Source organism: Pirellulales bacterium (assembly GCA_035656635.1).
GTDB lineage: Bacteria > Planctomycetota > Planctomycetia > Pirellulales > JADZDJ01 > DATJYL01.
This window is the reverse complement of sequence record DASRSD010000045.1, coordinates 27,717-40,577: the sequence shown is the minus strand read 5'-3', so window position 1 is coordinate 40,577 and position 12,861 is coordinate 27,717. Positions and strand designations below refer to the sequence as shown.

The 12,861-nt window shown below is 56.4% G+C and carries 8 protein-coding genes; 2 read left to right on the top strand and 6 right to left on the bottom strand.

What is annotated here, in order from left to right:
• Positions 1–21: 21 nt before the first annotated feature.
• Positions 22–396, top strand: coding sequence for a TraR/DksA C4-type zinc finger protein (locus tag VFE46_03725; protein ID HZZ27093.1), 375 nt, complete (start codon positions 22–24; stop codon positions 394–396).
• 38 nt (positions 397–434) lie between these two features.
• A complete protein-coding gene (locus tag VFE46_03720) occupies positions 435–1,052 on the top strand; it encodes a signal peptidase II (protein HZZ27092.1) in 618 nt (205 codons plus the stop codon).
• Between the two features lie 76 nt (positions 1,053–1,128).
• On the opposite strand, the gene VFE46_03715 is transcribed toward VFE46_03720, so the two are convergent.
• From VFE46_03715 to VFE46_03690, 6 genes are all read right to left on the bottom strand, one after another.
• On the bottom strand, positions 1,129–1,836 hold the full coding sequence (locus VFE46_03715; GenBank protein ID HZZ27091.1) for a response regulator: 708 nt from the start codon (positions 1,834–1,836) through the stop codon (positions 1,129–1,131).
• A 38-nt stretch (positions 1,837–1,874) separates the two neighbouring features.
• Complete coding sequence (locus VFE46_03710) at positions 1,875–4,613, bottom strand: sensor histidine kinase KdpD (protein HZZ27090.1); 2,739 nt, start codon at positions 4,611–4,613, stop codon at positions 1,875–1,877.
• Between the two features lie 179 nt (positions 4,614–4,792).
• Positions 4,793–5,368: a potassium-transporting ATPase subunit KdpC gene (gene kdpC / locus VFE46_03705; GenBank protein HZZ27089.1), complete on the bottom strand. Its 576-nt coding sequence runs from the start codon at positions 5,366–5,368 to the stop codon at positions 4,793–4,795.
• Positions 5,369–5,412: 44 nt separating this feature from the next.
• Positions 5,413–7,485 (bottom strand): potassium-transporting ATPase subunit KdpB, encoded by a 2,073-nt coding sequence (gene kdpB / locus VFE46_03700; protein ID HZZ27088.1) that lies wholly within the window; start codon positions 7,483–7,485, stop codon positions 5,413–5,415.
• A 66-nt stretch (positions 7,486–7,551) separates the two neighbouring features.
• Complete coding sequence (kdpA, locus tag VFE46_03695) at positions 7,552–9,327, bottom strand: potassium-transporting ATPase subunit KdpA (protein HZZ27087.1); 1,776 nt, start codon at positions 9,325–9,327, stop codon at positions 7,552–7,554.
• A 579-nt stretch (positions 9,328–9,906) separates the two neighbouring features.
• Positions 9,907–12,492: a DUF4982 domain-containing protein gene (locus VFE46_03690; protein HZZ27086.1), complete on the bottom strand. Its 2,586-nt coding sequence runs from the start codon at positions 12,490–12,492 to the stop codon at positions 9,907–9,909.
• Positions 12,493–12,861: the final 369 nt, after the last annotated feature.

The following is a 12,861-nucleotide window of genomic DNA, read 5'->3' as shown; positions in this document are numbered from 1 at the left end:
CACCGCGGGGAGTACTAACCGATGAAGAAGGCTGAAGCGAAGGAATACAAAGGTTTGCTGCTGGCTTTACGGGCTCGTTTGCGGGGAGACGTAAACCAGCTGGCCGATGCGGCGCTGAAGAAAAATCAGTCCGAAGCCAATGGCAGCATCTCGAGCATGCCCATCCACATGGCCGACCTGGGCAGCGACAATTTCGAGCAGGAATTCAGCCTGAGCCTGATGGAGAACGACGAAGTAACGTTGGAAGCCATTGAAGCCGCCCTGGAACGGATTGAATCAGGCACTTATGGCGATTGTGAAGAATGCGGCACCAAAATCCCCAAAACCCGGTTAGAAGCCATTCCTTACACATCGCTGTGTGTGAAGTGCGCTTCGAAGATGGAAACACGCGGCTGATCGCGGTTGCGGGCGTTTGTTCCTGTTAAGGGTCACGGATGGCAACGGCCCCAATATCGGCGACTCGTGTTCCAGCCTCGCGGTTGGCCCTATTTGCGGTGCTGATTGTCGCGGGCTGTACGATCGATTTGGCAACGAAGCATTGGATATTTACCAAGTTGGGAATGCCCTCGTTCGATCGGCCTTCGATTGTGCTGGCGCCCGGCGTGTTTAGCCTGACGACCAGTTTGAACGAAGGAGCGCTATTCGGCCTGGGGCAAGGAATGACTTGGGCTTTTGCCGCCTTGTCGGTGTTGGCGGCCATCGGCATTTTTTATTGGCTGTTTTTTGCCGGGGCAGGGCACGACGCCTGGCTGACCGTGGCGCTCGGCTCGCTGATGGCGGGCATTTTCGGCAATTTGTACGATCGGTTGGGGTTGCCCGGGTTGATTTGGCAGCCACCCGATCCGCGCGCCGGCCAAGCGGTTTATGCCGTGCGCGATTGGCTGCATTTCGAAATTCGCAAAATCCATTTCGATTGGCCGGTCTTCAACTTGGCCGACAGCATGTTAGTGTTAGGCGCTTGCATGCTCTTTTGGCATGTGGCGTGGCGGGAACGAAATCGGCGCACTTCAGATAGTCCACAGCCTGATTCTGCCCGAACCAGCGCCGGCTAAATTGCTTGGCAGCACGGTGTTGCCATCCCGTCGATTTGCCAGGATGACGCCGCTTTTGCATGAAGGGATGCAACGATCACTCATCCGAAACTGCAAAGCGGTAGCCGATGCCTTGTTCTGTGAGCAGATATTGCGGCTGGGCAGGATCAACTTCAATTTTGCGGCGCAGGCCGGTCATGAAGACGCGCAAATAGTGATGATCTTGCGCCCGCTCCGGGCCCCATATTTGAGTCAGCAAGCGGCGGTGCGTCATCACCTTGCCGGCATTGCGGATGAGCGCGACCAGGAGGTTATACTCGATGGGCGTGAGGTGAATCTCGCTGTCGCGCACAAAGACTCGATGAGCAGCCAAATCGACTTTTAAATTTCCGGATTCAAAAACAGGCGAATTTCCTCCCGAGCTGCCGTCGGCATGCCGCAGGGCGACACGAATCCGCGCCAACAATTCGGCCGTGCCGAAAGGCTTGGTCAAGTAATCGTCGGCGCCGTGATCCAGTGCGGCGACCTTCTGAGATTCTTGATTGCGCGCAGAGACGACAATAATGGGCGCGTTTAACCACTGGCGAAGCTTTTCCAGCACGAGCTGGCCGTCGATGTCTGGAAGACCCAGGTCGAGAATGACCAGATCGGGCGGCTGCCGCTGGGCGCGGTCGAGCGCTTCTTCCCCGGTAATCGCTTCGATCAGCCGAAAGCCTGCCCCTGCCAGAGCCGTGCGCAGAAAGTCGCGAATGGCGGCATCGTCTTCGACAATCAGAACGCGCGGGCTTTCCGTGGAGGGCGACATCTTTGAATTTAAGGGCTTTGAATTTGGCGTTGTCGTGATTATGGACTGGCCGATGCGCCTGCCGGGGTAACTATTGTGTCGGCGGGTTGCGGTTTGCAGGGGAGCGTAATGGTGAACTGCGCGCCGCCGGTGGCGCGGTTGGAGGCGGAAATTCGCCCGCCATGCGCTTCAACAATTCCACGGCAAATGGCCAGCCCCAAGCCAATGCCACGCCGGCCATCGGCCGGCACAGTGTGGGGGCGATAGAATTTCTCAAACAGGCGGTTCTCGGAACCGGGGGGTAAGCCCGGGCCGTCATCGGCGAAGACAATTTCCGCTTGACGATCGGAAAACTTTCCCCAGATTTCGAGGGCACTGGCCGGCGGCGTGTAGCGCGCAGCGTTTTCCAGCAAATTAACAAACACTTGCTCCAGGAGAAACCCATCGACCAGGATCAACGGAAACGCTTCTGGCAGGCTCACATGAACCCGGCGGTCGCCAAGCTCTCGGCGCGACCGAGCAATGGCGGAGCCCACTAGCTCCTCCAAGACGTGCCACTGGCGGTTCAAGACCAGCGAGCCGGACTCCAGTCGCGCCATGTCGAGCAAGTTTTCGACCAATCGAACCAATTGATGCGACTCGCTGACCAGTGTTTGCAACATTTCTTGTTGATGGGACGTGGTTTGATTGAGCAATTCCGCTTTGAGGTTGGCGGCCGTTCCAGCAATCGCGGTCAGCGGCGTTCGCAGGTCGTGCGAGACGGAGCTGAGCAGCGAATTTCGCAGTTGCTCCGCCCGCATCTGAACTTGCGCATCTTGGGCTTCCAAGACAGATTGGTCGCGTTCGATGGCCAAGGCGATCAGGCTCGCGCAAGTTTCCAGCAGGCGACGTTGTTGCGGATTGCGTAAAGATTGGAGATTGTCCGGCCGAACGCCCAGTGCGCCAATGGTTCGCAGCGACCCAACCAAAGGCATGAAAAGGGCGGTGGCGTTGGGGAGCGTATCGGTTTCCACCCCGGCGATCTGGTTATTATCGGCCACCCAACGCGCTACGGTGTCGTTGATAGGATTTGCCGCGATGGATGTTGCTTGACCCGAACGAAGCGCCAGCGCGCCATCGGCTGCACGCAAGTAAACCACGCTTTCTCCGCCGAAGAAATCTTTTAGCTGCTGTCCGGCCGCTTGCAGCAGGAAGTCAGTGCCAGAAAGCTCACTCAATTGCCGGGTCATGCGGAATAGCTTTGCGGTTCGGTTTTCCTGCTCCTGCGACAGGCGGAGTTGCGAGCGCTGTCGGGCGGCCAGCGTGCTGATGAGCAAGGCAATTCCCAGCATCACCGCAAAGGTGATTAAGTATTCGGTGTCGGTTACGGTGAATGTTCCGTACGGCGGCACGAAAAAGAAATCGAACAGGAGGACGCTGACGATCGATGCGGCAATTGCCGGCCCACGACCATACCAGGTGGCGACAAAAGCCACGCCTGCCAGAAACACCATCGCAATATTGGCCTCGCCGCCAGCTCCAAACGTAGTGGCCAGGTGCAGCGCGCGATTTGCCCATCCAACCAGTGCGCAAACCGCAACGACGACAAACGTGGCCAAATAATGGCGGGTTGGTGCTGACATCTTGGGCAATGGCTTGGGGTGCCTTTGCCGCCGCTCGGTGCCTTCGCCGGTGATGACGTACACGTCAATTTCGCCGCTGCGTGTTAATAGCTCTTCGACCACGGTGCGCCGGAACCAGCGTTTCCATTTCGGTTGGGCGGTTTTACCGGCGATAATTTTGGTGACGTTCCGGTCTCGGGCGAACTTGAGGACCGTGTCGGCCACATTTTGCCCGATGAGCATTTGCGATTCCGCTCCCAGTCGCTCCGCAAATTGCAGATTCCGCGCGCTCGATTCATGCGCAGCCGATAGTTCGGTCCCCGTTCCTGTATTCACCGCAACCGCCAGCCAATCTCCGCCAAAGGCAACCGCCATGCGCTTGGCGGTGCGGATGATTTTGGTGCTCGACGGGCTAGGTCCGACGCAAACCAACAACTTTTCCCGCGTGGCCCAGGGGGTGAAATCGGCACGTGCTTGTCGGGCGGCTTCCACCTCTTGGTGCAAGCGGTGGGCTGTTTGTCGCAGCGACAACTCGCGCAGCGCCACCAGGTTGCTTCGTTGGAAAAAGCTAGTGAGCGCGCGCTCCGCCTGCGACGGTAAATAGACTTTGCCCGCTTGCAGGCGCAGCATCAGTTCTTCCGGCGTAAGATCAATCAGCTCGATTTCATGGGCGCGCTCCAGCACGGCATCCGGCAGCGTTTCTCGGACGACGACGTGCGTAATTTGTGCGATAATGTCGTTCAAGCTTTCGATATGCTGGACGTTGAGCGTGGACCAAACATCGATGCCGGCGGCCAGCAATTCCTCTACGTCTTGCCAGCGCTTGGCATGGCGCAGCCCTTCGGCGTTGGTGTGGGCCAGCTCGTCCACCAAAATCAAACGCGGTCGACGAGCGAGCGCTGCATCTAAATCGAATTCTTGCAATGTCACCCCGCGATAGGAAACTTGGAGCGGCGCAATCGCTGGCAAGCCTTGCAGCAGCGATTCGGTTTCCAGGCGGCCGTGCGGTTCGACATAGCCAACCATCACGTCAACTCCGGCGGCTTGTTCGCGACGCGCGGCAGTCAACATGGCATAGGTTTTGCCAACACCGGCCGCATAGCCGAAGAAGATTTTGAGCTTGCCGCGGCGCAAGCCTGGCTCTTCCGCCAGAACGCGGGCAAGAAGTTCATCGGGGTTGGGGCGTGCTTGATCCATGGACCAAGAGTAGCATAGCGAATTCTTAGCTAATTTATTCTACCTTTTGCAGCCCGGAATGAACGCGTGAAATCGCCCGAAAATGAAAGCGACACTGGCCAATGTCGCCGGGAAGAAATTGTGCAGCCTCTAGGGAACAAGTTGGCGCAGTGCCGCCTCAAGTGCGGAGATTTACGGGTTTATTTGATTGGTGCATCCAGGGCAAGGTTCAGCTTCAAAACGTTGACGCACGGTTCGCCAAGGACGCCCAATGTGCGGCCCTGCGTTTGCGCAGCCACCAAGGCGCGAATTTTTTCTTCGCTAACGTCGCGCGCTTTGGCAATTCGCGCAATTTGGAATTCTGCCGCGGCGGGGCTGATTTCCGGGTCGAGTCCGCTCGCGGAGGCGGTCACCAACTCCACCGGCACCAGACGCGGATCGTCGGGCTGAGCTTTATGAATGGCATCGAGTCGAGCGGACACCGCTTTAAGCTGGTCGGGATTCGTCGGCCCAAAGTTGCTGCCGGTGGAGGAGGAGGCGTCGTAAGGAAATGCGGCGGTCGCGGAGGGACGGCCCCAAAAATATTTCGGATCGTCGAAGCCTTGTCCCAGCAGTTGGGAACCGATGATTTTGTCTCCCTGCACAATCAAGCTGCCGTTGGCCTGATGTGGAAACACCAATTGCGCAACCGCGGTGACAAGCAGAGGATAGACGATGCCGGTCACAAAGGTCAGCGCCAGGAAGATAACGATCGCGGCTTTCAATTCTTTGAGCATGGTTAGACTCTGATACTGCAGGATTTAAGTAAGTGTTGTTGTGATTAAGTTAGATGCAGGACCACTAGCGACAGATCGATCAGCTTAATTCCAAAGAACGGCACGAGCAGACCGCCGACGCCGTAAATTAGCAAATTGTCGCGTAGCAGTTTGGCCGCTCCTACGGCGCGATAGCGAATGCCACGCAGCGCCAGTGGAATGAGCGCCACGATGATTAAGGCGTTGAAAATTACCGCCGAAAGGATGGCGCTGGTCGGCGTTGCCAGCCGCATGATGTTTAGCTTATCGAGGACCGGATAAGTGGTGGCAAATGCAGCCGGGATGATGGCAAAGTACTTGGCCACGTCGTTCGCCAGGCTGAACGTGGTGAGCGAGCCGCGGGTGATCAAAAGTTGTTTTCCAATTTCGACGATTTCAATGAGCTTGGTGGGGTTGGAATCCAGATCGACCATGTTGCCAGCTTCCTTCGCGGCTTGCGTGCCGGAGTTCATGGCCACGGCCACGTCGGCTTGAGCCAGCGCCGGCGCATCGTTCGTGCCGTCGCCGGTCATGGCCACCAGGCGACCGCCCGCCTGTTGCTCGCGAATCATTTTCAATTTGGCTTCGGGAGTGGCCTGGGCCAAAAAATCGTCGACGCCGGCTTCGGCGGCAATGGCGGTCGCGGTGAGGGGATTATCGCCGGTAATCATGACCGTCTTAATTCCCATCCGCCGCAGTTCCGCGAAGCGTTCCTTGATTCCGCCTTTTACGATGTCTTTAAGATAAATGGTGCCCAGGGTGCGGGACCCTTCGGCCACCACCAGCGGAGTGCCGCCCTGTTTGGCGATGTCTTCGACAGTTTGGCGGACATCCGCCTGGCCGTTGCCTCCTTGCTGCTTTACAAAATCAGCGATGGCATCTGCCGCGCCTTTGCGAATTTGGCGCCCATCGAAGTTAACGCCGCTGAGTCGCGTTTGTGCAGAGAAGGGAATAAAGTGGGCGCCCAATTCGTGAATGTTCCGACCCCGCAATCCGTATTTTTCTTTGGCCAGCACCACCACGCTGCGACCCTCGGGCGTTTCATCAGCCAGGGAAGCCAACTGCGCCGCATCGGCCAAATCTCCTGCGCTGACTCCCAGAGCGGGAATTAGTTCGACGGCCTGCCGGTTGCCGAGCGTAATGGTTCCGGTCTTATCGAGCAGCAGCACGTCGACATCGCCCGCTGCCTCGACGGCGCGGCCCGACATGGCGATGACGTTGGCTTGAATCATGCGATCCATGCCGGCAATGCCGATGGCCGAAAGCAATCCGCCAATGGTTGTGGGAATTAAGCAAACGAGCAGGGCCACCAGCACGGTTACGGTAATGGGCGTGCCTTGGCCGGCGGCTTCGACACTGTATTTGGAAAACGGCAAAAGCGTGGCGCAGACGAACAGGAAAATAATCGTCATGGCCGCCAGGAGAATATCGAGGGCAATTTCGTTAGGAGTTTTCTGCCGCTTGGCGCCTTCGACAAGAGAAATCATGCGGTCCATGAACGTTTCGCCGGGATTAGCCGTGATGCGGATCACGAGCCAATCGGACAGCACTCGCGTGCCGCCGGTCACGCTGCTGCGGTCGCCGCCGCTTTCACGAATGACCGGGGCGCTTTCGCCGGTGATGGCGCTTTCGTCGACGGAAGCCACGCCTTCCACCACTTCGCCATCGCCGGGAACGAATTCGCCCGCCTCGACAAGCACAAAGTTGTCTTTCCGCAGCAGGGACGCTGGCGTCGGATGGAATTTGGCGCCGTAATGCGGTTCTTCCAGCTCTTTCGCGGTGACATCGCGGCGAGTGGCTCGGAGTGCGTCGGCTTGGGCCTTGCCGCGCCCTTCAGCCATGGCTTCCGCAAAATTGGCAAATAAAACGGTAAACCACAGCCAGGCGGAAACTCCCAGAACAAAGGCCGGGGATTCCGACCCGCCCCCCGTCAGCGCATAGATGCCCAATCCGGTGGTCAGAATGCTGCCAACCAATACCGTGAACATCACGGGATTGCGAACTTGGCGGCGCGGATCGAGTTTCAGAAACGCATCGACCACCGCCCGGCGGACAATCGGCGGATCGAACAGCGAGCGAGCTTTTGTTGTCGTTGTCATATTTTTTTGTTGTCTAGGATCTCGAAAATTTATGGGGGATGCGTGCTTTGACCGCGGTTGCCAAGCTTAAGGGCCAATCATTTGCAAGTGTTCGACAACCGGGCCCAACGCCAATGCCGGCACGAAGGTCAGCGCGCCGACCAACAGAATCGTGCTGATCAGCATCACGACAAACAGTGGCCGGTGCGTCGGCAACGTGCCGGCGCTGGGAGGCGTGAATTTCTTTCGCGCCAGCGATCCGGCAATGGCCAGGGTGGGAATCATCAGCCAGTAGCGGGCAATCCACATCGCCACGCCCAAGGCCACGTTGTAAAACGGGATGTTGGCATTCAGGCCGGCAAAGGCGCTGCCGTTGTTGTTGCCGACCGAAGAAAATGCGTACAGGACTTCCGAAAAACTATGCGCGCCGGGATTGTTGAGCGGGCTTTTGATCTCGCCCGTGGCTGGATCGGCAAAATGCAACCCAGGCCCTGCTACGGCCACTGCCGTGCCGACCAGCACCAACAGCGGCGGGATGAGGATGACGAGCGAGGCCATTTTCATTTCGTAGGCCTCGATTTTTTTGCCGAGATATTCCGGCGTGCGGCCAACCATCAGGCCGGCGACAAAGACGGCGACAATGGCGAACATCAGCATTCCATACAGGCCGCTGCCGACACCGCCGAAAATGATTTCGCCCAGCTGAATTAGCCACAGGGGAACGACCCCGCCCAGCGGCGTGTAGCTGTCGTGCATGGAATTGACGCTTCCGTTGGACGCGCCGGTCGTGGCGGATGCCCAAATGACCGAATTGACAATGCCGAAGCGAGTATCTTTTCCTTCCATGTTGCCGCCGGACTGCGTCGAGGAGGCTTGTTGATCGATACCCAGCGCCCGATACGCCGGGATGCCACCCTGTTCTTGCCAAGCGGCGAAAATCGTCAGTGGAATCAGAATGACAAACATGGCGGCCAACACGGCCCAGCCTTGCCGCGTGTCGCCGACCATGACGCCGAAGGTGTAGCACAATCCGCTGGAAATCACGAGGATCGCGATTAATTCCAGAAAGTTTGTCAAACCCGTTGGATTTTCAAACGGGTGTGCCGAATTCACGTTAAAAAATCCGCCTCCGTTCGTGCCGAGTTGCTTGATGGCAATTTGCGAGGCGGCCGGACCCATGGGAATGGTGACTTCGGTGACGGTTTTTCCGTCGGCGCCTTTGACGGGCTGGACGAGGGTTGCGGTGTCGTACGACTTGAAATTCTGGATCACACCCTGCGAAACAAGCACCAGTGCCAAAATCAGCGACAGTGGCAGCAAGATGTAGACGGTGGAGCGCACCAGGTCGTACCAAAAATTACCGATGGTGGATGTAGTTCGTCGTGCCAGCCCGCGTATCAACGCCACCAGGACCGCCATTCCCGATGCCGCGGAAACAAAATTCTGCACGCCCAGGCCGAGCATTTGCGAGAGGTAGCTCATCGTGGTTTCGCCGCCGTATCCTTGCCAATTGGGGTTCGTGGCGAAACTAATGGCTGTATTGAATGCAGAATCGGGGCTGTTGGCCGGAAAGCCTTGCGGATTGAGCGGTAGGCCCGCTTGAGTCCGCAGCAAAAAATAAACGACGACGAACCCGATCAAGTTAAACAGCAGCACGTTGACCGTGTATTTTTTCCACGACATTTCCTGCTTAGGGTCGACGCCGGCGACTCGGTAAACGAGCCGCTCCAGCCAGCCGAGCAGACCATCTAATCCGCACGGTTGGCCTTGGTACACGCGGGCCATGAAAGCTCCCAACGGTTTGGTGAGCGCCAGCAGCAGGCCAAAATAAATTGCGATCTGAACCCAATCATTGGCGGTCATGCGAACCACTCCGGCTTCAACAGCGCAAAGGTCAGATAAGCCAACAGACCCACACTGACGATCAACCCCAAAAGTTCAGTTCCATGCATAAATGGTTTCAGCCTTTCGTTGATTTCGTCTCTCGCCACCTGGCGAAGAACGGTAATGTGCCAGATTAAATCCGGGCTTATATGGGGTCGCTGTTATTGGCCGCCGCCCAGAAGCCAGTCGGACAAAGAGAGCAGTCCCCAACTAAGCACGCCACAAGCTGCAACAGTGAGAACAATGTAGAAGTCGCTCATACCGCACCCTTTCTTGCCCTAAACGTGGTGGACTTATCCATGCAGGCCCCACGCGCTAATCCTAGCGGCTGGCGAATCAAAAACGGGTCAAGATCGGCGCTAAAATTGCGCTAAGATTTGCCGCCTGATAGCAGCATTTAGTTTTGGAGCATTTCGCTGTACGCGCGATGCTGCCATGCATGGTTATTGCTGGGCGGGGAGGCAGCCAGTCCATCCCCTTGGGCGAAGCAGCCAAATAACAGTACTGCGAGAAAGTAAGATTTCGTAGTACAGGTTTATCTTCGAAGGGAATTGTCGATTACTTAGCGGCTGGAGAGAGACGAGCTGGCATCAAGTCCAATAGGCCGTCGTGCAGCGCTACTGCTTGCGATTCTAATTCCAGCTTGCCTGGTTCTATTCCCTGGCGTGTGGCGATGAGGGTAACCTTTCCTGCAGTTAACGTAGATCGCAATGCTACCCGATTGATTCCGCACTCTGTATTCAAATACAGATTGTTGGTGGAGTTTGTTTTGCCGCTGTTGTAACCACCGCGCCAAATCGCCGGGCCGGTGACAGCGAAATCGATACGGGCATCATCCGTCGGGCAGCGTCGGCCTTGGTCGTCAACAACTTCCACGTCGATCAGCGCCACGTCTTCCCCATCGGCTTGCCACCCAGTGGGGCCCACCATAGGCGTTAGTTGAATTCGCTTTGCAGATCCAACCGTAGCTAGCTCATGGCGACACACCTGCAGGCCATGATTTGAGCCCACGGCCTGCAGCGTTCCAGGCTCCCACTTTACATCGGGAAAAGCGAATACGTAGCCATCTTCAGGGGCAATTTTTTTGCCGAGCGAATTACTATTCAACACCAACTCCACCGACTCCGTGTTGGCAATCACGTAAACCGTTTTGCGTGTTTCCGGGGAATAGTTCCAATGGCCAAGAATGTGAATGTCGGGCCGTGAGTTTTGCATCACCCGATGCGTGAAATAAATTTCCTTCGGCAGACGAACGGCATCAACTTTTCCACTGGCGCGGGCGACTTCGCTCGATTGTTGCCGGCCATCGGCGTTGGAATCGGAAAAATAAATCGAGGCATATCCCGACCACTTGGAATGAGCTGGATCCGCGTTGGAAATGCGATTGCTCCAATATGCCCAATAGCGCTTGACCGCAGCCAAGGCAAACGTTTCTGAATTCCAATGATACGTATCGTTGGGGCCGGGCTTAAAACCGAAGTACGGGGGCGACTGATCGTCCCAAAAACGCCGGGCCCCTTCATCTCGAAAATCTTCTGTTTCAATCAGCGGTGCGCGATCGCGCCGCTCGGCGCTGTAGGCCCTAAATAGTTGCGTTGCCGTTTTCAGCGCGTCGGTTTTTGGGTCTTGGCCAATCATCACGCCAAAGTATTCGGCGATGGGCGTCGTGGCAGGATCTTCCAGCGTTCGGCAACCCATCGCTCGACCGCCGTGGGGATCCCATTGATTTTTCAGATCGATCATCTGCTGCATGTGATCTGCTGGGATGCCATTGTTGCCCGCTTCCCAGAACAAAATGCTGGGGCTATTGCGGAAATAAATCATTGAGGCGGTCATCACTTCTAAGCGCTGCTGCCATTGTCGTCCTTCTGCAGATTTTTCCTTGTCGCCGGCCGGGGCCACTTCGACAATCCCAAAACGGTCGAGTGCTTCCACGTCGACCTTTTGCGGCGCTACGTGCATCCAGCGGATGTAGTTGCCGTGGCCATCGCGAATTAATTTGGCGGTGAAATCGTGCATCCAATCGGGATACGCTTGCCCCAGGCCGGCCCACTCGTCGCTGGAGCGTTGGGCAAAGCCCTTCAAGTACACGAACTTGTCGTTGATGAACACGCCGCCGGCGCCTGCTCCTCCTTTGAATTCTGTTTTCCGAAAGCCTGTGACGGTTTTGCAAACGTCGACCACTTTCCCGTCGATGGTTAGCTGCGTGTAAACGTCGTACAAGTACGGCTCATCGGTATCCCAAAAGCTTGCATTTTTCAGCCTTCCGGTGGCTTCGATTACAGATTTTTCACCGGCCACCATGTCGAGCGTGTCGGCAGAAAACTTCGCACACACATGGCCGTCATGATCGACAATCAACACGGAAAGATCGACTGCCGCGCGATCGGCCGAAGCGTTATGAACTTGCGATTCGACGGTAATATCCGCAGTTCGATCAGCAAGCGAAATGTTCGTGGGATAAACATAAATACCCGTCGTTTTTAATCCGTCGTACAAAGGAAGAGTTTGGTAGGTTGGCCCGGTCACGTGCAGCCGCACATGACGGTTCAGGCCGCCGTAGGATGGGTTAAAGTCGTTTACATTCCATTCAAACCGCGTGCCGCTTGCTCGCTCGGCGTAATCTCCGCGGTTGTCGACATGCACGGCTAGCACATTTTCATGGTCGCCGAATTTCACGCCGTCGGTAATGTCGACGCCGTAAGGAGTAATGCCATTTTCTGACAAGCCGACCGGCTTGCCGTTGAGAAAAATTTCGCCTGCTTGGCGCATCCCTTCAAACTCTAAGAAAATCCGTTTGCCTTGGTCTTCGGCCGGCAGCTTGAAGTGCTTGCGATACCAAGCGGTGCCTTTCCACACGCCATGATCGCCGCCGCTATGCGTGATTAAAGTGCGAAAGCTGTCGATGTCGTTAAACGTGTGTGGCGTGCTGATGGTGGCCCACGCTGAATCGTCGAATGCCTGCGCCTCGGCGCCCTCGGCTTTGGCCTTGTCTTCTTTGAAGAATTTCCAATCCAGATCGACGTTATACTCCCGCCGTGGCGAATCGGGCGGCGAAAATTTGTCTTGCGCCACAAGCTGCGTGGAGAACGTTGCCACGACAGTCAGCGCCACAACCCAGGATGAACGAGAAAAGATCGACATTCGCGGTTTCAGTTGCCAGTTATAAGTTCATCTGCGGATTGAATGATTTTACTGAAAGCGATTGCGCGGTTTTCGGGTCGCTGATTGAGCCGAACCAGTGCGACTCGGCAGCCTTCGGTGAGCATTTTGGTCAACGCAAACTCAGGCCAGCTCATTTGGCATTAGCATTTCATCAATGCGACCCGCACTCCGATTGAAGCGGTGTTTTGCTGGCGCATGCTCACGCAGAGAGCCTTCTGCGAAACGCACAGGGGTTTCTGGTGGATGTAATAAGTAGGTTAAAAATGTTCATTCGGCTGATGTAAATATCCATTGTATCTGGGAATAATTCCATTAGGCTAGGACTCGAATATTTTCTTTTCTGAGAGG